The sequence below is a fragment of the Neisseria subflava genome, assembly GCF_024205705.1.
Classification (GTDB): Bacteria; Pseudomonadota; Gammaproteobacteria; order Burkholderiales; family Neisseriaceae; genus Neisseria; species Neisseria subflava_D.
The window spans coordinates 2424526-2442626 of sequence record NZ_CP073115.1 but is presented as its reverse complement, the minus strand read 5'-3'; the positions used below and the strand labels follow the sequence as shown (position 1 = coordinate 2442626).

Here is an 18101-nt window from a genome sequence, read left to right as displayed (position 1 = left end):
AAATATCATGACCGATACTGCAAACACTTCCACGCCGTCTGAACAACAGCCCGCCCCGCCAAAGCGCAAAAAACGCCTGTTGCGCGGCTTTGTCCTGTCCACCTTGGGCGTATTGACCGTTTCCGCCGGCGCGATCGGCTGGCTGGTCGGTACGGAATCGGGTTTGCGTTTCGGTTTGTACAAAATCCCGTCATGGTTCGGAGTCAAAATCTCTTCGGACACGCTGAAAGGCACGCTGATTGAAGGCTTTGAAGGCGACAAATGGTTGATTGAAACAGAAGGTGCGGATGTCAAAATCAGCAGCTTCCGCTTTGATTGGAAACCGTCCGAGCTGACCCGTCCTTCCTTGCACATTACCGAAGTCGTGGCCGGCGACATCGCCATCGTGACCAAACGCACGCCGCCTAAAGAAGAAGAGCCATCAAAAGGCCTGCCCGACAGCATAGACCTGCCCGTTACCGCCTATCTCGACCGTTTGGAAACCGGCAAAATCAGCGTGGGCAAGCGTTTTGACAAGCAGACCGTCTATCTCGACCATCTGCACGCGGCCTATCATTACGACAAAAAAGAACACCGCCTCCACATCAAAACCGCCGATACGCCATGGAGCAGCTCGACAGGCGCGGTAGTGCTTGGTTTGAACAAACCCTACGTCCTCAATACCGCCATCTACACCAAAGGCCAGCTTGAGGGCGAAACCCTACATGGTACGGTGCGCCTGTGGGGCAGCCTGCAAGACGTATCCACCGACTTGCTGCTCGATAGCGACAACGTTCATTTGTCGGCCAAATCCACCATTCACCCATTCGCCGACAGCCTCAATGAAACCGTTGGCGAAATCCTGATTAAAGGTTCCAACATCAATCCGCAGGCCTTCCTGCCCAGCCTGCCCAAAGCGCGCCTGAATTTCGACGCCACCACCATTCCGTCGTTTACAGACGGCGTTGCGCTGGAAGGCTCGATAGACTTGGAAAACGACCAAGCCGGTTTTGCCGATGAAAACCATATCCCCGTCAAACGCATCCTCGGCGAATTCATCGTTGACGATAAAGGCACAGTCATGATTGAAGACATCGGCGTCGGCCTGCTCAAAGACGGCAGCATCGATGTATCCGGCTCAATCGATACCGCCCAAGACCAGCTCAAACTCGCACTGGGCATCAACAATACCGGCGCAGACGACTTTGTGCGTCAAAACATTGCAGGCCGTCTGAACGGCAGTATCGACGTCAAAGGCGAAACCTCCTCCCCCGTTGTCAACTGGAATCTCGACAGCGGATTTGCGCGTACAGACGGCATGCTGTTTTTCCAAACCGACAAACAGCTCGGCCAGCGCACGCTCAAGCTCGACAAAGTCCGCCTGGTTCCGCAAAACGGCGGCGAACTCAATGCCAAAGGCTCGCTCGAACTCTTCAAAGACCGCAAACTGCAATTGGACATCGTCAGCAAAGCCTTCAACCCTGCACGCATCGATCCGCAGCTTCCGCAAGGCAGCGTCAACGGCAACATCAACTTGACCGGCATACTGGCGCAAGAGAAATTCGCCGGCAAAATGCAGTTCGCACCGAGTACGCTCAACGGCGTTCCGCTCAGCGGCAAAGCCGACATCGCCTATGAAAACAAACACCTCGCGCGCGCCCTGACCGACCTGACCCTTGGCAGCAACATCGTCAAAACCAACGGCAGCTTCGGCAAAAAAGGCGACCGCCTCAACCTCAATATTACCGCCCCCGATTTGTCGCGTTTCGGCTTCGGCTTGGGCGGCCTGCTCAACGCGCGCGGCTACATCTCCGGCAGTTTTTCAGACGGCCTCAAAACCCTTGAAGCCGATTTGAACGGCGAAGCGCGCAACTTCAAAGTCGCCGATACCGTCAACATCCGTACCCTCGACTTCAAGCTTAAAGGTTCGCCCGATACCAACCGTCCGTTGAGTGCCGATATTAAAGGTGAACACATCGCCGTCTCCGGCGGCGCGGCCATGATTGACAACGTCAACCTGCTCATCAGCGGCACAGGCTCGCACCACCACATCCGCGGCAACAGCAGCATGGCGGTGGACAACAAACGCTACAAGCTCAACCTCGACGCCACCGGCGGCCTCAACAAAGACCAAACCCAATGGAAAGGCACGGTCGACACGCTCGACATCAGCGGCGCGTTCAACCTCAAACTGCAAAACCGCCTCAACCTCGAAGCCGGCAGCGAACGTGTTTCCCTCAGCAGCGCACGCTGGGCGGCCATGGGCGGCAACCTCAACCTGCAAAATTTCGTTTGGGACAAGAAAGCCGGCATTACCAGTAAAGGCAGCGCACAAAATCTGCACATTACCGAATTGCACAACTTCTACACTCCGCCTATCGAACACAACCTCGTCTTGGGCGGCGACTGGGATTTGGCGTACAGTCAAAACGCGCGCGGCTTCCTCAACATCAACCGTCAAGGCGGCGACATCATTCTGCCGGGCAAAGACCCGAAAAACAAACAGCCTTTGGGACTTTCCGCGCTCGCCCTGCGCACCCGTTTCCAAAACGGCCGCATCGACAGCACGCTGGAAGGCAACACCCGTTTCGGCAAAGTTGACGGCACACTCGGCATCGCCCAGCAGTTCGGCAACAACATCAACAACGCCCCCGTCAGCGGCAAAGTCAATATCAGCGTTCCCGATTTGGGCTCGCTCAAATCCTTTATGCCGGCGACAGCCCAAGGCATTGCAGGCCGTCTAAACGCGACCGCCACCATCGGTGGCCGACTCGGTTCGCCTACTATCAACAGCAACCTCGACCTCCAAACCAATTACGGCCGTGCCGACGGTACCGTCAACATCGGTCAAGGCACCAGCTTCGATACCGCCCCTCTGAGCGGCAAACTCAACCTGAACGTTGCCAACCTCGAAGTCTTCCGCAACTTCCTGCCCGTCGGCCAAACCCTCAAAGGCCGTCTGAACGCCGCCGTCAACTTGGCAGGCCGTCTGAACGATCCGCAACTGAGCGGCCTGATTAATGGCGACAACCTCTATTACCGCCATCAAACCCAAGGCCTGATTCTCGACAACGGCGTATTGCGTTCGCGCCTGCAGGGTCAAAAATGGGTGATCGACAGCCTCAAATTCCACCGTGGCGGCACGATTGAGCTCAAAGGCGCGGTCAACCTTGCCAACGCCAACCCCGATGTCGACGTGGACATCGTCTTCGACAAATACCGCACCCTCTCGCGTCCAAACCGCCGACTGCAGCTCTCCGGTGCGGCCAAAGTCCTCTACAATCCGGAAAAAGGCGTATCGCTCAACGGCACGCTCAACACCGACTACGGCATGTTCGGTTCGCAAAAATCCTCCATGCCGACCCTCGACGACGACGTGGTCGTATTGGGTGAAACTAAAAAAGAAGCAACGGCCACCACGCCGATTAATCTGAACCTTGTCTTGAACATCAACGACAATGTCCGTTTTGTCGGCTACGGCGCAGACGTTACCATCGGCGGCAAACTGGCCATCACATCACGTCCGGGCGAAGCCGTCCAAGGTGTCGGTACCGTGCGCGTTGTCAAAGGCCGCTACAAAGCCTACGGCCAAGACCTCGACATCACCAAAGGCTCGGTTTCCTTTGTCGGCCCGCTGACCAATCCAAACCTCAACATCCGTGCCGAACGCCGTCTCTCCCCGGTCGGGGCAGGTGTCGAAGTCCTCGGCAGCCTCAACAATCCGCGCGTGACCTTGGTTGCCAAAGAAGCCATGAGCGAAAAAGACAAACTCTCCTGGCTCATCCTCAACCGTGCCAGCAGCGGCAGCGACGGCGACAACGCCACACTCTCCGCCGCCGCCAGCGCATTGCTTGCCGGCCAAGTCAACGACCGCATCGGCCTTGTCGATGATTTGGGCTTTACCAGCAAACGCAGCCGCAACGCCCAAACCGGCGAGCTCAACCCTGCCGAACAAGTCCTGACCGTCGGCAAACAGCTCACCAACAACCTCTACGTAGGTTACGAATATGGCATCTCCAGCGCCGAACAATCCGTCAAACTCGTGTACCAACTGACCCGCGCCATCCAAGCCATTGCCCGCATCGGCACACGCTCATCCGGCGGCGAATTGAAATACACCATCCGCTTTGACAACTGGTTCGGCAAAGACGAACCCGAGCCGGAAGAACAACACTAAAAGCCGTGAAAAAGGCCGTCTGAAATTCATCTTTCAGACGGCCTTTATCTTGTTCTACCGTATTAGAATCTTTCTCCCATGCCTCAAAAGACAAAGGCCAACGGCGCAAGTTTGAAAATAAAGGCAACTAAAAAAATGAGCGGCCAGCCACGGCTTATTCAAGATTAGCGATAAATCAAGCGGACACAAAAAGGCCGTCTGAAACTGACAGGGGTAGGTTTCAGACGGCCTTTTTTGAATCATCGAAACATCTTGTGCATGGCGTTGCTGATTAATTCGAGCTGTTTCTTATATTCGCGGCAACGGGGACAGAGCGACAGGTGCACGGCAAGGGCAATGCGGTTAAAAAGACTGAGACGCACTTGGTCTTGCTGTTTGGAAATCAGATCGGTTATTTTGCGGCATTTTTTCATGGCATTTTCCTGTCAGACATGGGAGAACCATTTGATTTGCAGGCACTGGCGCAAGGTTTCGCGCGCGCGGTGCATGATGGTGTGGTAGTTGGCATGGCTGATGCCGCATTGTTCGCGGATTTCATCGCTTGAAAAACCAAGAATCTCTTTCATGGTAAACACGCGGGCGGTGTTTTCCGGCAGGTGGTAGAGGCAGGTCTGCAAAACTTGATAGAACTCTTTATTGTTCAAACTGGCTTCGGGCGAGTCCCAACCCTGAGGTTGTCCTTCATCCGTCCAATGCCCGTCGGCGGCAAAATGTCCTTCAAAAGCTTCATCCAAGGCTTCCTCGTCGCGCGTGACGAAAACTTGGCGTTGCCGCCCGATTTGGCGCAGGCAGTCGGTAATTTTGTTTTTTAAGATTGCAAACAGCCAGCTACTCACTTGTGCATCTCCTTTGAAACCTTCGGCCGCGCGGTAGGCGGAAAGCATGGTTTCCTGCACAAGGTCTTCCGCCAAATCGGGGCGGTCGGGCAGCTGGATATGGGCAAAGCGCAGCAGCAGTTTACGGGATTCGGTAAGCTCGGCATCGGTCAGTTCGGGTAGGGCCATAATGTATCAGTATGAAAGGAATGATCAATATGCTTCTGATTTTACGCTGATACGGCAAGAGCATGCGATTGAATCTATAAACGATTTCAGTAGTATTTTTGTTTTACCGAAACCGACTGCGCCCGTTTCAGACGGCCTTGATTTATGCCGCAACCAAAATGCCTTGTTCCAGCCATTCTGTCCATTTTTGCCTTAATGTGTCCTGCCAAACGTTTTCAGACGGCATGAACTCTGCCAGCATGGTTTGCAGGCCGTTTAGGGAAGTGGGCGTCTCTGCCAGCGTTTCCAGCAATAATGCGTCGAAACCGTCGAGGGTTTGGTACATCACGTCGTCTTCCTTATCGCGCCACACCAAAACAGCGGTTTCCGCCTCATGCAATTCATCCGTCACGTCATACTGATAACGGCGCACAAAGGCGGCGGAAGAAAGGGTGTGCGCCAAATCATCTGAATCGGCGGACGAGGCTTGGCTGTCGATTTGAGCGGTTTCGGCGAGCAGCTGGGTGTGTTCAAAGTCCATCAGTGCCAAGAGGTCGTCTGAAAGCGGCAGGCTTTGGCAGTATTGGAGAAACTCGCCGGGGATTTCTTGAAAATAGGGCGTTTGGGCGCGCGCGTCGCGGACGAAACCCTCTTTCAGACGGCCCCATTCTTCGCTATCAAAGTATTGCAGCGTTTCGGTATAGCAGCGGTCGATAAAGCTGTGAATATTGTTGCGTATCAGGCGGATATAGACATTCAACCGCTCTTGCGGCAATCCGTCTGCGGCTTTGCCTTCGCGTATGGCTTGGGCAAAGCGGTGTTGATATTGGGCGGAAGTTTCAGGCTGCACGGCGGTATTCCTTTCCGGCACGCGTTTGATAGTCGGCAATTTTGGCGACTTCGGCTTCGAGTTCGGCAAAAGGCGGAAAATTGAAATCGCGTTCCAACAGGGTGGGCGGAATCGTCGGCAGCTTGGCATAGGCCAGTTCGAGCAAATCCCAAACGGTCGGCAATACCGCCGCGCCGTGGGTATCAATTAAAAGCTCAGGGGTTTCGACATCGTGTCCGGCGATGTGGATGTAACACACGCGCCCTGCATCCACATTTTCTAAAAAGGCTTCAGGCGACAACAGTCCGTGATTGACGGCGTTGACGTAAATATTGTTCACGTCCAAATGAATGCCGCAGTCGGCTTCGCGTGCAACCGCGTTAAGGAACTCGACTTCGTTCATTTCGGCAAGCGGAGAATGCAGGTAGTAGGAGGTGTTTTCTACGGCAATACGGCAGCCCAACCGGTCTTGCACTTCGCGGATACGCCGCGCGGTATGTTGCACCATTTCTTCAGTGAAAGGCAGCGGCAACAAATCGTAAAGATGACCGCCGTCGTGGCAGTAGCTCAAATGGTCGGAAAAAAACGTGCAGTCATACCGGCGCATCATTTCTTTGATTCCGTCTATCAAGGCAGTATCCAGCGGGGCTTGTCCGCCCAGCGACATGGATAATCCGTGCAATGCCAGCGGCAGCCGTTCCGCCACGCGGTCAAACTGTTTGCGCGCCCTGCCGCCCATTTTCAGCCAATTTTCGGGGGCGGCTTCGATAAAGCGTATCGGGCTGTCGTCTGAAAGCGAGAGGAAGTCTTCCGCCAAGTCGCGGCGGTAGCCCAAGCCTGCATGTTGAATCATGGTGATGTCCTGTTATGGTGCCGTATGAACGACAAAGTCGCATTTTCGTTTGTAAAATGCGACTTTGTTAAAGGTATGTTGCAGGATTATTTAGAACCGCATTTACCTTCGCCGCATTTGCCTTCTACTACTTTGGCAGCTTTGGCTTTAGATGCTTTGCCTTTTTTGGCGTGTGCTTTTTTCATGGCTGCGCCGCAAGCACCTTCACCGGCTTTGGCAGCCGCGCCGCAAGTACCTTCGGCAGCTTTAACAGTTTTCTCAACGGCCACGTCGCTGGCGGCTTTATCAGCGGCAACAACACCGGCAGCCAAAGACAGGGACAGTGCACCGGCTAGAGCAGCAGCTACATTTTTTTTCATTTCAACTTCCTTTTTAAAATATGGGTTTAAATAAATCAAGGGATAATATCGGGCATTTAAAGTCGGCCCGCGACCATTAATCCTTAAAGATAATCCTTAAAGAAAATGCTTGATGCGGCAACAGCGTTTCTTCAGCAGTGCATCCAAAGACAGACGGCCAGCGCCCTGCAATAGGACAGGAAATAAAACCACCAAATAAATCAGTGCCATTTTATAACCGTTGTCGCACACATTGTAACCCAAGCCGGCATGTACCGCAGACCATGCGACAGCCGTTACAACCATCAATCCCAGCGCAGACAGCCGCGTTGCCAAGCCGACGATGAGCAGCGCAGGCAAAACCAGTTCCGCCCACATGGCCAAATTCCAGTTGACCGTATCCGGAAACAAATTGAACGGAAAGGGAAATTGACTGTTTATTTCTGCAAACCAGTTTTCCCCGTTCCATTTTTCCAGGCCGGACTCAAGAAATTCATACGCGGCAAAAAGCCTGAGTGCCAACAAACCGAAAGCAGCCTGCCAAGAGGGGTTGGATGAGGTGTTCATTTATTTTCCTAATCGATGTGTGTCGAATGGGCTGAGACGAAAAATCCATCGGCACCATCCCATTTTTCATGCCTGTTTAGACGCGGCAGCTTTAAAAAACTGACAAAATAAATGAAGATATTTTCTTATTCATTGTTTTATAAAGATTAAAAATTTAAAAAGGCCGTCTGAAACACCATGTTTGATTGGGTTTCAGACGGCCTTTGATGATAATCGCAATCCATTAATCCGCTTGTTTGCACAATTCGACAATTTCCGCGCCATATTTGTCGGTTTTTTCCTCATTCATGCCGTGGATTTCCGCCAGCTCTGCCAAATCCTGCGGCCGTCGGGCGGCAATGGCGCGCAGGGTGACTTTGCTGCATATCTGATAGGCTTCGAGGCCTTCATGACGGGCAGTATCGATGTTCCACTGAAGCAGGCGGCGCATCAATCGGCGTTTGCGTTTGTCCTCTTCGCTCAGGCCGTCTGAAAACGGGCGGCAGATGTTTAAAATGCCCTCGCCGTATTGTTCGATGCGTTTTTCGCCGAGTTTATACACGCCTAAAAGATCGATGGGTTCGGCAGGCGTATTGGTCAGCAAGTCGTCCATGCTTTCGTTGGAGAACACCGTTCCCAGTGTGACTTTATCGGCACTTGCCTGCTGCTCGCGCCAAGTTTCCAAAGCCTGTTTTAAGGCCTGTTCGCGCCCGCCCAAGCTGTGGATAACTTGTGTACTGTCTGTGGAAACCGTACCGGCTTCGGCCGTTTCGCAAACGTCGAGTATCTCCAAACCGAATTTATTGATTTTCGCCTCGCCCAAGCCGTAGATTTGATGCAAGTCTTCCAAACTTCGGGGCATTTTTTCGACAATATCGCGCAGGGTTTTGTCGCCGCAAACCACATAGGCTGGTACTTCCTCTGCTCGGGCACGTTGTTGCCGCCATTGGCGCAATGCCTGCCACAAACGCTCTTCGCGCTCGGTGCGCAACCAATCGTCTTTCGGCTTTTGGGTGGCCGTTTTTTCGCGACGCAGGGGGCGCAGCATGACTTCGGTTTCGCCCTTGAGGACTTTTTTTGCCACTTCGGTCAGCTGCAGGGCTTGATGCTGCTCGACGTTAACAGTGAGATAGCCCAGGCTGATGCACTGGCGGATGACGCTGCGCCATTCTTTGTCGGTCTGTTCGCTGCCGATGCCGAATGTGGATAACTTGTCATGGCCGTTGCGCTGTATCCAATCGTCGCTTTTGCCGCGTAAAAGGTTGGTGATGTAACCGGCGGCAAAACGTTGTCCGGCGCGGTACACGCAGCTGAGTAATTTTTGCACCAACACCGTGCCGTCAAACCGCACGGGCGGATGCAGGCAGTTGTCGCAATGGCCGCAGGGTTCGGATTCTTCGCCGAAATGTTTGAGCAGCAGTACGCGGCGGCAGGCGGCAGTTTCGCAGACGGAAAGCATGGCATCGAGTTTTTGCATTTCGATTTGCTTTTGCACTTCGTCGCTGTTGCCTTCTGCAATCCGTTCGCGCAGCAACACCCAATCGTTCAAGCCGTAACACAGCCAGCTCACGGCAGGCAGCCCGTCCCGGCCGGCGCGCCCCGATTCCTGATAGAAATGTTCGACACTTTGGGGCATATCGAGATGGGCGACAAAGCGCACGTCGGGTTTGTCTATGCCCATGCCGAACGCCACGGTCGCCACCACAATAATATTGTCTTCATGCGTAAAGCGGCGTTGGTTTTCCTCGCGTACGTCCATGCTCAAACCGGCATGATACGGAATCGCCTCCAAGCCGTTTTCACACAAAAACTGCGCCACATCCTCGACTTTTTTGCGGCTTAGGCAATACACAATACCGCTTTGCCCATGCATCTGCTTGCGGATGAAATCCAGCAATTGTTTTTTGCCATTATTTTTTTCGATAACCTGATAATAAATATTCGGGCGGTCAAAGCTGGAAATAAATTCGGGCGCATTGTCCAAGTGCAGATAATGCTTGATGTCGGCGCGCGTGGCCGCATCGGCGGTAGCGGTCAGGGCGATGCGCGGGACGTTCGGATAGCGTTCGGCAAGCATGCCGAGCTGTTGATATTCGGGGCGGAAATCGTGTCCCCATTGGCTGACGCAATGCGCCTCATCAATAGCAAACAGGCTGATGGTTTGTTGGTCGAGAAAACGCAAAAAGCGATCGGTAACCAAGCGTTCCGGCGCGACATAAAGCAGTTTCAGACGGCCGTGGGCAAGCTTGTCGGCAATCTCGCGCGCCTCATCTGCCGATGTGCTGCTGTTGACTGCCGCCGCTTCAATCCCGGCCACATGCAGGCTGGCCACTTGGTCGTTCATCAGCGCAATCAGCGGCGATACGACAACCGCCACGCCTTCGCGCATCAGCGCCGGAATCTGGTAACACAAAGACTTACCCCCGCCCGTCGGCATCAGCACCATCAAACTCTCGCCGCCGGCCAAAGCATTGACAATAGCCTCCTGCTTGCCACGAAATTCGGGATAACCGAATACTTCGTGCAAAATCTGTTTGGCGGTCGGCTGAGGCATAATGGTTCCGTAGAATAGGGGAAAGCGTTATTTTAACGGTTTTGCACCCGCGTATGTGCGGAACATTTTGCCGACATTTTTTCAGACGGCCTTTCAGGTTAACCTTCCGAAAGAATGTTTTGTTTTTTTAAATAACAAGAGTAAGAGGCCTGTAATTTCATGACCAGCCTCTTTTTAATTTTAATAATTTAAATATTCATTAATTTCTTGTTTTTCAATTTCTTTACCGCGTTGGCAAACTGGGCATAGGACGTAATATTTTTTTCCATAAGGAATAAGAGGAATCCAGTAGAGGGAAAATTTTCGACCCGTCTCAATAATGTCCCAAGGAGCGGTTTGTTGACAGTTTCCGCATTGGATAACAGACTGAGTATGTCCTAGTTCTTTTTGATAGCCTTTATAGCCCCAGATAATCATATGTATTACATTCCTTTCTTATTTAAACTGAAAATTATTTATTAAAGTCATAATCTTTGATAACTTCAATCTTTTCAATTTTAATCTCGTTTTTGGGTTTGGTGTTTTCACCAGTTTTGCTCTCGATAATCTTACCCATAATATCCATGCCATTTATGGCTTGGCAAAAGACGGTATAATCATCATCTACAGCAGAATTTCCGCCTTTCTTGTAGGCTTCAATAATCTGATCGGGATATTTATTTTTAGATAAAAATAAAATCTTTAGGCTTTTTTGACAAACTCAGATTTCAAGTTCATCGCGCTGCCATCGATTTTACAACCGATATTGTGGTCGCCCTCTTGCAGGCGGATGCCTTTGACTTTGGTGCCTTGCTTGATGACCATAGAGCTGCCTTTGACTTTCAAATCTTTAATTAAGACAACCGTATCGCCATCTTGCAATACTGCGCCGTTGGCATCTTTGACTTCCAATACATCATCGCTTGCAGCCGCAGCATCGGCCTCGTTCCACTCATGGGCGCACTCAGGGCAAACGTATTGGGCGCCGTCTTCGTAAGTGTATTCGGAGTGGCATTTCGGGCAGGGAGGTAGGGACATGAGGTTTCCTTATAAATATGATAAAAGAAGCGTAAAACGCAAATAATACAATGTCTAAATTATTGATTCGCCTTGCTGCCGCCTACGCCGTAAACGGCATTCCACGCCGCATCCAACATCTGGCCGGCTTGTTGCAGCTTGGCATTTTGCTGCTCTTTCTGAGCCAAGGCCGTCTGAATTTCGCCTTTCAAACGGTCAATATCGGATTGCGCAGCCTGCAAACGGCGCTGCGCGCTTTCCAAATCGCTTTGCAGGGAAATAATTTTGCTGTCATTGCTGTTTTGCTCATGCAAAGCGGCACGGTAAACCGATTGGACAGACAGCAAACGGTCTTCCGCCTCACCGGCATACGCCGCGGCGGCAGATAACATCATCAGGGCAAGTAAGGTTTTTTTCATGGGTTTTCCTTTAAAGTTGTTTGATTTGTAAAGTAAATTTTTCAGCCGCCAAGTTTACATAATAAGCTTATTGGTCTTTGTTCTTGATGGCTTATTTTATCCAATCCGGACATTTAGGCTGCCGATAAAAGTTAATCCAATCATCCATTTCGACAGGCGGGCATTATTTTCTCATATTCTCCGCCTGATTCCATTATTTTCTGGTTTTATTAGAAAAGGCCGTCTGAAAAATTTTCAGACGGCCTTTTTGAATTTCTCAACGATTGCTCTACCTCTCGTCAAAAAGCTTTCCTGTATTTTTTAAATTACAGTCATATTTAAATATGTAAATATGATTTATTTATTGTAAAATTTACCCTTTAGTCATGCCGGAGCATATGGTGTTGCGGCTGTCTGCATCTTTTTTAATTCTTCTTCCATGAGAACCCTATGATGAAAAGCAACCATCTCGCCTATGCCGTTTTGGCAGCCCTACTATCTATCCAAACCCTGCCGGCTTCTGCAGCCAACGCTGATACCGCTTCTGCCGTCGAGGCATCCGGGCAAGAAGCGCAACAAGCCTCAGACTCTATCGCGAACTACGTTGATGACGAGATCGTCCAAGGCCCGGCAACCGTTGATTTGGGCAATCAGGCCAAACTGAAACTGCCTGCAAAAATGGTCTTTGTGAAAAAAAATCGCGCCAACGCTATGATGAGGGAAGCAGGTAACGCCACAGATCCCAACCGCTACGGCCTGATTCTCCCCGAGTCGGAAAACGAGGACGGTGATACTAATTGGATGGTAGACCTAACCTTTACCGATTCCGGCTATATCAAAGACGATGATGCCAAAGAATGGGATGTTGAAGCCATGCTCGAGCAGCTGAAAGAAGGCACCGAGGAACAAAATAAAGAGCGTGCCTCCCGCAACCTGCCGGAATTGGAAACACGCGGCTGGGTAGAAAAACCGCAATATGATGCAAAGACCCATCGTCTGATTTGGTCGATTGACGTTCTGAATAAAAACGAACCCGATCCCAATCCTGCCATCAACTACAATACTTTCCAGCTGGGACGCGAAGGCTATATTGAATTGACTATGATCACCGATTTGAAAAGCATAGATCAATACAAACCTATTGTGCAAGAATTGTTGGGTAATATCGAATTCAATGAAGGCAAGCGCTACAGCGATTTCAATGCCGCAACCGACAAAGTGGCTGAATACGGACTGGCTGCCTTGGTTGGCGGTATCGCTGCAAAAAAACTGGGATTATTAGCTTTGGCCGGCGCATTACTGGCTAAATTCGGCAAACTGATTATTTTCGGTGCTGTTGCAGCAGGTGCATTGTTTAAAGGCCTATGGCGCAAAAAAGATAAAAACAAACCGAACGAAGAAGAATAAATAAATCCTGTTCAAAATAAAAAGGCCGTCTGAAACATTTCAGACGGCCTTTTATCATTCATGCCTTACGAACGGATCCGTTTCAACACTTCTTCTTTGCCGATTAATGCCAATACGGCATCGACGCTTGGGGTTTTTGCCGTACCGCAGACAGCGAGGCGCAGGGGCATACCGAGTTTGCCCATTTTGATGCCTTCTTCGTCGCAGAAAGGTTTGAAGAGGTCGTGGATGGCTTCGGCATTCCAGTCTTCCAGCCCTTCGAGGCGTTCGGCAAAGCGCAGCATACGGGCGGCGGCTTCGTCGTCCCAGTGTTTTTGCACGTCTGCTTCGGCAGGGGTTTGTTTGACGTAGAAGTAGAGGCACTCGTCGGCAAGCGTGTTCAGGTCTTGGGCGCGGTCTTTGACCAATGCCAACACGTCTTCCAAAGCAGGCTTGCTTGTTTCATGGATATCGCGCAGAGCGAGACGCGGTTTCACCATTTCGGCCAGTTTTTCGTTAGCGGTGATTTTGATGTGTTCGCCGTTAGTCCAGTAGAGTTTTTTCAAGTCCATACGGCTTGGAGACGGGGAAACGTCTTTCAAATCAAACCATTCGATGAATTGTTCCATCGTGAAGAATTCATCGTCGCCGTGCGCCCAGCCCAAGCGTGCCAGATAGTTGAGCATGGCTTCGGGCAGGATACCCATTGCGCCAAAGTCGGTAATGGCAACGGTATCGCCGCTGCGTTTGGAGATTTTTTTTCCTTGTTCGTTAAGAATCATGGGCAGGTGGCCGTATTCGGGCAGATTTGCGCCGATGGCTTTTAAGATGTTGATTTGTTTCGGGGTGTTGTTCACATGGTCATCACCGCGGATAACGTGGGTAACGCCCATATCGTAATCGTCCACCACGACGCAGAAGTTGTAAGTCGGCGTGCCATCGGCGCGGGCGATAATCAGGTCGTCAAGCGCTTCGTTGGGAATGGAGATTTCGCCTTTGACCAAGTCTGTCCATTGGGTAACACCGTCCAAAGGTGTTTTGAAACGGACAACAGGTTGCACGTCGGCAGGGATTTCGGGCAGGGTTTTGCCTTCTTCCGGACGCCAGCGGCGGTCGTAAGTCGCCGTGCCTTCTTTTTCGGCTTTCTCGCGCATGGCTTCCAGCTCTTCTTTGCTGCAATAGCAGTAGTAGGCATGGCCTTTTTCTAAAAGTTCGGCAATGACTTCTTTGTAGCGGTCGAAACGGCGGGTTTGGTAAACGACGTTGTCGGCGTTGTCGTAGTTCAGGCCGACCCATTTCATGCCGTCGAGGATGATATTGACGGATTCGGCAGTAGAGCGCGCCAAGTCGGTGTCTTCGATACGCAATAGGAACTCGCCTTTATGATGGCGGGCAAACGCCCATGAAAACAAGGCGGTGCGTACGCCGCCGATGTGCAGGTAGCCGGTGGGGCTGGGGGCGAAACGGGTTTTGACGGTCATGATGGCTCCAAAGTCTTTGAAAACAGGTATTTTACTTTTTTGGCAAGGTTTAAACAATGTACGGCCGTCTGAAAATAATGTCAGCGCAGAAAGACCGTCTGGGAACTTTTCTCCTGAAAACAAGACAAATGATAATCATTTCTTTGAAAGTATCCGCTCATGAACAAACGCGCTTTATTTGCCGCCCTCGCCCTCCTGCCCCTTTTTGCCCAAGCCGAAATCAAAACTATCAAAGACGTATTGGGACGCGAAGTCAAAGTCGATGTCCCTGTCAAACGCGCGGTTTTGGCGTTTTACTATCCCGACTATATCGCGGTAACGGGCGCGGACAAATTTAAAAACGTCATCGGCATTTCGCGTGAGTTTTGGGAGAAATTCAATCCCGGCAGCTGGGCGATGTTCAAACAGAAGCTGCCTACGCTGCAAAACATTGCGGACATCGGCAACATCAGCACCGGCACGTTTTCACTGGAGAAAACGCTCGCGCTCAAGCCGGACGTATTGATTCTGGCCGACTGGCAGTATAAGGCCGTCGCCACCCACCTGCCGCGCATTGAAGCGGCAGGCATACCCGTCGTCGTGGTCGATTTCAACGCCGAAACCGTCGCGCGGCACACGCGCAGTGCGGAAATTTTCGGCGAACTCAACGGTACGCAGGCGCGCGCCCAAAAAATTGCCGCCGAATACGCCCGAGGCATTGCCGACATCCAAAAACGCGTCGCGCGCGCCAAGCAGTCCAAACCGAAAATCTATATCGAGTTCGGCGACAAAGGCCCGTCCGAATACAGCTACACCTTCGGCAAAGATATGTGGGGCGCGATTGCCGACACAGCAGGCGGCAACAATATCGCCGCGCCTTACGTTAAAAACTGGGGACCGATAAACCCTGAAAAATTCCTGACGGCCAAACCCGACGTCATCGTCATTTCGGGGACGGAAAACGGCCATAAAGACAAGCCTGGCATTATGGCGATGGGTATAGGCATCAGCCAGGCCGATGCGCAACGCCGCCTGGCCGGATTTGTCAAACGCAAAGGCTGGACAGACATTCCTGCCGTCAAAAACAAACGCGTTTACGGCATCTACCACACCGCCTCCCGCTCGATCGCCGATTTGGCCAGCGCGCAATTTATCGCCAAAACCCTGTATCCGCAGCAGTTTGCCGACATAGACCCAAACAAGACCTATCTGGACTTCTACCGCAAATACCTGCCCGTCGTGCCGGACGGTACATTTTACATCCGATTGAAATAGCGGCTGCAAAAATCATAGGCTCAGGCCGTCTGAAGATTCAGACGGCCTGAACATGCTATGCCGATAAAGATTTAATGAGTATAATTACTGTTCTTTCAACAAAATTACTGGGTACGTATGAACGGACAAAACCAAATCGGCCATCAACAGGCTCCGATTGTAAGCGTCAAAGAATGGTTGCTAACAAACTTGATTTTGATGATTCCGCTGGTCAATATAGTTATGATGCTTGTATGGGCATTCGGCTCAAACACCAATCCGAATAAAGCCAATTATTTCAAGGCTGCCTTGATTCTGTTTGTCATCGTAATGGTAATTTATCTGGTACTGGCTGTAGTCTTTTTTGGCAGTGTAGCTGCAAATCAATATCAATAAGTAAGCATACATTTAGGCCGTCTGAAACCTAAAAGGATTCAGACGGCCTTTTACATGGATTACCGAAGGCTCAACTGCTTATCCAATTCCAAACCGCATCGCTCCATTTGCCGATACGGTAGAGAAACAAAGAATAGCTCTCCTGCATCAGGAACTTGGCTTTCTTGCTGCGCTCATCAAAGCGCGTGGTCGGTGTGGCGGAGAACTGCGCGTCTGACAAGCCTAAATCGGCGGCCATTTCTTCGGCGCGCGCCAAATGATACGGGTCGCTGACAACGATAATGCTGCCGACTCCGTTGGCGTGCATGATGGGGACGATATTGCGCAGGTTTTCGTAAGTGTTGCGCGACGTGTTTTCAAACAGGATATTGTGCGCCGGTATACCCTGCTTGAGCGCGTATCGGCGCCCCACTTCGGCTTCGGTCATAAATCCTTTTTTGGGCGTACCGCCGGTGAAAATGATTTTGCCAACCCGATGGCTTTGGTAGAGCGTGATGGCGTGGTTGATGCGTTCACGGAATACCGGCGACGGGCGTTTGTCCCACGCCGCCGCACCCAATACCACCGCCGCATCGGCATGAGCGTCCTTCGGCAAGGTTTGCAAACCTGTCCGGTAAATCTGCCATGTGCCGGCCAAAAAAATACCGCACACCAGCAAAACGCTCAAAGCAAGGCCGCGAAACAGGTAGTATCGCAGGCCATTGCGGCTTTTAAGCAGGGAAATCATCTTCAGACGGCCTTATCCAACCCCGTCAGCCGAGTAGGGCGGCAATGTTTTCCAACGGACGGCCGATGGCTGCGCGCGTAGGCGTTACCAAAACGGGACGCTCGAGCAGGGCGGGGTGTTCGGCGATTGCCTGAAGCAGGGCGGCATTGTCCAAATCGGGGTTGTCCAAACCCAATTCTTTGTACAAATCATCTTTCGTGCGCATCATGCCGCGCACCGATTCGATGCCGAGTTTGGCAAACATATCCTGCAAAGTCGCCAAATCGGGCGCGGTATCCAGATATTTGACCACGTCGGCGGCAACGCCTTTTTCTTCGAGTAAAGCCAGCGCGGCACGCGATTTGCTGCAACGCGGGTTGTGATAAAGTGTGAATTCAGACGGCATGAAAGTCTCCGTATTATTGCAAAATCATTCAATGATGGCAGTTATTATCGTCTGCAACTGATTTTTACTCAAACTTTTTACCTGATATCTTGATACGAATCGGTAGGCATGCCCACCAAACCGTTTTACAATAAACACAATTTCGATTGGCAACCTCAAGGATACAACCATGAAAGCCTTAACCGCCCTTCTACTGTCCGCCACCGTTTTTACCGCTGCGCCGGCCTTTGCTGCCGATGAAACGGCAGGTTGGCAGGACAACAAACCGCAAAGCCTGGAATCGCTCAAAGCCCCCGTGCGCGTGGTCAACCTTTGGGCAACCTGGTGCGGCCCCTGCCGTAAAGAAATGCCCGCCATGTCCGCATGGTACAAAGCGCAGAAAAAAGGCAGCGTCGATATGGTCGGCATCGCGCTGGATACGACCGACAACATCGGCAAGTTCCTAAAACAAACGCCGGTCAGCTACCCGATTTGGCGTTACACCGGCGCCAACAGCCGCAACTTCATGAAAGCCCACGGCAACAACGTCGGCGTATTGCCCTTCACAGTCGTCGAAGCGCCGAAATGCGGCTACAAACAAACCATCACCGGCGAAGTCAACGAAAAAAGCCTGACCGCCGCCGTGAATTTGGCCAAAACCAAATGTAAATAAAACAGCGGATAGGGTACTTAACCTACGCTGATATCGAGGCCGTCTGAAACCCAATCGTTCAGACGGCCTTTTTTTCAAACCATATTGCTTTGTGTTGCAAACCGACAGTGTATCCACAGGCAGAACCGGGGTTTCACTATCAAAAAGCAGCCGAAATATTTATAATCTGTGAATATCCCCATTTTTTC

The 18101-nt window shown here is 51.5% G+C and carries 19 protein-coding genes; 5 read left to right on the top strand and 14 right to left on the bottom strand.

What is annotated here, in order from left to right; genetic code table 11:
* The first annotated feature begins 7 nt into the window (after nt 1–7).
* Nucleotides 8–4156: a translocation/assembly module TamB domain-containing protein gene (locus KCG54_RS11760; protein ID WP_254324264.1), complete on the top strand. Its 4149-nt coding sequence runs from the start codon at nt 8–10 to the stop codon at nt 4154–4156.
* 239 nt (nt 4157–4395) lie between these two features.
* On the opposite strand, the gene KCG54_RS11755 is transcribed toward KCG54_RS11760, so the two are convergent.
* The 11 genes from KCG54_RS11755 to KCG54_RS11710 form a co-directional block, all read right to left on the bottom strand.
* A complete protein-coding gene (locus KCG54_RS11755) occupies nt 4396–4569 on the bottom strand; it encodes a hypothetical protein (RefSeq protein ID WP_049323681.1) in 174 nt (57 codons plus the stop codon).
* A 12-nt stretch (nt 4570–4581) separates the two neighbouring features.
* A complete protein-coding gene (locus KCG54_RS11750) occupies nt 4582–5160 on the bottom strand; it encodes a sigma-70 family RNA polymerase sigma factor (protein ID WP_254324263.1) in 579 nt (192 codons plus the stop codon).
* A gap of 142 nt (nt 5161–5302) precedes the next feature.
* Nucleotides 5303–5989, bottom strand: a complete 687-nt coding sequence (locus KCG54_RS11745; RefSeq protein ID WP_070822606.1) for an HvfC family RiPP maturation protein — start codon at nt 5987–5989, stop codon at nt 5303–5305.
* Entirely contained in the window at nt 5979–6821 is an 843-nt protein-coding gene (locus KCG54_RS11740) for an HvfB family MNIO-type RiPP peptide maturase (protein WP_049323685.1), read from the bottom strand. Before KCG54_RS11740 ends, KCG54_RS11745 begins: the two co-directional genes overlap by 11 nt.
* An 86-nt stretch (nt 6822–6907) precedes the next feature.
* On the bottom strand, nt 6908–7180 hold the full coding sequence (locus KCG54_RS11735; protein ID WP_188212983.1) for a hypothetical protein: 273 nt from the start codon (nt 7178–7180) through the stop codon (nt 6908–6910).
* A 96-nt stretch (nt 7181–7276) separates the two neighbouring features.
* The gene (locus KCG54_RS11730; RefSeq protein ID WP_254324262.1) at nt 7277–7726 is read right to left on the bottom strand and encodes an HvfX family Cu-binding RiPP maturation protein; all 450 of its coding nucleotides are present in this window, start codon (nt 7724–7726) and stop codon (nt 7277–7279) included.
* Between the two features lie 223 nt (nt 7727–7949).
* Entirely contained in the window at nt 7950–10259 is a 2310-nt protein-coding gene (recQ, locus tag KCG54_RS11725) for a DNA helicase RecQ (RefSeq protein WP_254324261.1), read from the bottom strand.
* A gap of 180 nt (nt 10260–10439) precedes the next feature.
* Complete coding sequence (locus KCG54_RS11720; protein ID WP_049333028.1) at nt 10440–10676, bottom strand: zinc-ribbon domain-containing protein; 237 nt, start codon at nt 10674–10676, stop codon at nt 10440–10442.
* Nucleotides 10677–10710: 34 nt separating this feature from the next.
* The gene (locus KCG54_RS12075) at nt 10711–10899 is read right to left on the bottom strand and encodes a peptidylprolyl isomerase (protein WP_366766742.1); all 189 of its coding nucleotides are present in this window, start codon (nt 10897–10899) and stop codon (nt 10711–10713) included.
* A 41-nt stretch (nt 10900–10940) separates the two neighbouring features.
* The gene (locus tag KCG54_RS11715; RefSeq protein ID WP_003747824.1) at nt 10941–11276 is read right to left on the bottom strand and encodes a zinc ribbon domain-containing protein YjdM; all 336 of its coding nucleotides are present in this window, start codon (nt 11274–11276) and stop codon (nt 10941–10943) included.
* Between the two features lie 59 nt (nt 11277–11335).
* Nucleotides 11336–11674, bottom strand: coding sequence for a hypothetical protein (locus KCG54_RS11710; RefSeq protein WP_004519158.1), 339 nt, complete (start codon nt 11672–11674; stop codon nt 11336–11338).
* Between the two features lie 429 nt (nt 11675–12103).
* Here KCG54_RS11710 and KCG54_RS11705 point away from each other — a divergent pair, with 429 nt between their 5' ends.
* Nucleotides 12104–13060 (top strand): DUF2167 domain-containing protein, encoded by a 957-nt coding sequence (locus tag KCG54_RS11705; protein ID WP_254324260.1) that lies wholly within the window; start codon nt 12104–12106, stop codon nt 13058–13060.
* A gap of 65 nt (nt 13061–13125) precedes the next feature.
* Here the strand turns inward: KCG54_RS11705 and gltX are convergent, their stop codons facing one another.
* Complete coding sequence (gltX, locus tag KCG54_RS11700) at nt 13126–14520, bottom strand: glutamate--tRNA ligase (RefSeq protein ID WP_254324259.1); 1395 nt, start codon at nt 14518–14520, stop codon at nt 13126–13128.
* A 159-nt stretch (nt 14521–14679) separates the two neighbouring features.
* On the opposite strand from gltX, the gene KCG54_RS11695 reads away from it, so the two are divergent.
* Both KCG54_RS11695 and KCG54_RS11690 read left to right on the top strand, forming a co-directional pair.
* Complete coding sequence (locus tag KCG54_RS11695; RefSeq protein WP_254324258.1) at nt 14680–15774, top strand: ABC transporter substrate-binding protein; 1095 nt, start codon at nt 14680–14682, stop codon at nt 15772–15774.
* A gap of 117 nt (nt 15775–15891) precedes the next feature.
* The gene (locus tag KCG54_RS11690) at nt 15892–16149 is read left to right on the top strand and encodes a hypothetical protein (protein WP_254324257.1); all 258 of its coding nucleotides are present in this window, start codon (nt 15892–15894) and stop codon (nt 16147–16149) included.
* Nucleotides 16150–16219: 70 nt separating this feature from the next.
* Here the strand turns inward: KCG54_RS11690 and KCG54_RS11685 are convergent, their stop codons facing one another.
* Both KCG54_RS11685 and arsC read right to left on the bottom strand, forming a co-directional pair.
* On the bottom strand, nt 16220–16876 hold the full coding sequence (locus KCG54_RS11685) for a YdcF family protein (protein ID WP_188208956.1): 657 nt from the start codon (nt 16874–16876) through the stop codon (nt 16220–16222).
* Nucleotides 16877–16901: 25 nt separating this feature from the next.
* A complete protein-coding gene (gene arsC / locus KCG54_RS11680; RefSeq protein ID WP_004519164.1) occupies nt 16902–17261 on the bottom strand; it encodes an arsenate reductase (glutaredoxin) in 360 nt (119 codons plus the stop codon).
* A gap of 169 nt (nt 17262–17430) precedes the next feature.
* Between arsC and KCG54_RS11675 the strand changes: the two genes are divergently transcribed.
* A complete protein-coding gene (locus KCG54_RS11675; RefSeq protein WP_049349226.1) occupies nt 17431–17913 on the top strand; it encodes a TlpA disulfide reductase family protein in 483 nt (160 codons plus the stop codon).
* Nucleotides 17914–18101: the final 188 nt, after the last annotated feature.

Coding starts and splice junctions, on each gene's coding strand:
- KCG54_RS11710 (WP_004519158.1), bottom strand. CDS start 11,674: ATGAAAAAAACCTTACTTGCCCTGATGATGTTATCTGCCGCCGCGGCG.
- KCG54_RS11740 (WP_049323685.1), bottom strand. CDS start 6,821: ATGATTCAACATGCAGGCTTGGGCTACCGCCGCGACTTGGCGGAAGAC.
- KCG54_RS11695 (WP_254324258.1), top strand. CDS start 14,680: ATGAACAAACGCGCTTTATTTGCCGCCCTCGCCCTCCTGCCCCTTTTT.
- KCG54_RS11735 (WP_188212983.1), bottom strand. CDS start 7,180: ATGAAAAAAAATGTAGCTGCTGCTCTAGCCGGTGCACTGTCCCTGTCT.
- KCG54_RS11750 (WP_254324263.1), bottom strand. CDS start 5,160: ATGGCCCTACCCGAACTGACCGATGCCGAGCTTACCGAATCCCGTAAA.
- KCG54_RS11690 (WP_254324257.1), top strand. CDS start 15,892: ATGAACGGACAAAACCAAATCGGCCATCAACAGGCTCCGATTGTAAGC.
- arsC (WP_004519164.1), bottom strand. CDS start 17,261: ATGCCGTCTGAATTCACACTTTATCACAACCCGCGTTGCAGCAAATCG.
- KCG54_RS11715 (WP_003747824.1), bottom strand. CDS start 11,276: ATGTCCCTACCTCCCTGCCCGAAATGCCACTCCGAATACACTTACGAA.
- KCG54_RS11730 (WP_254324262.1), bottom strand. CDS start 7,726: ATGAACACCTCATCCAACCCCTCTTGGCAGGCTGCTTTCGGTTTGTTG.
- KCG54_RS11705 (WP_254324260.1), top strand. CDS start 12,104: ATGATGAAAAGCAACCATCTCGCCTATGCCGTTTTGGCAGCCCTACTA.
- gltX (WP_254324259.1), bottom strand. CDS start 14,520: ATGACCGTCAAAACCCGTTTCGCCCCCAGCCCCACCGGCTACCTGCAC.
- KCG54_RS11720 (WP_049333028.1), bottom strand. CDS start 10,676: ATGATTATCTGGGGCTATAAAGGCTATCAAAAAGAACTAGGACATACT.
- KCG54_RS11755 (WP_049323681.1), bottom strand. CDS start 4,569: ATGAAAAAATGCCGCAAAATAACCGATCTGATTTCCAAACAGCAAGAC.
- recQ (WP_254324261.1), bottom strand. CDS start 10,259: ATGCCTCAGCCGACCGCCAAACAGATTTTGCACGAAGTATTCGGTTAT.
- KCG54_RS11675 (WP_049349226.1), top strand. CDS start 17,431: ATGAAAGCCTTAACCGCCCTTCTACTGTCCGCCACCGTTTTTACCGCT.
- KCG54_RS11760 (WP_254324264.1), top strand. CDS start 8: ATGACCGATACTGCAAACACTTCCACGCCGTCTGAACAACAGCCCGCC.
- KCG54_RS11685 (WP_188208956.1), bottom strand. CDS start 16,876: ATGATTTCCCTGCTTAAAAGCCGCAATGGCCTGCGATACTACCTGTTT.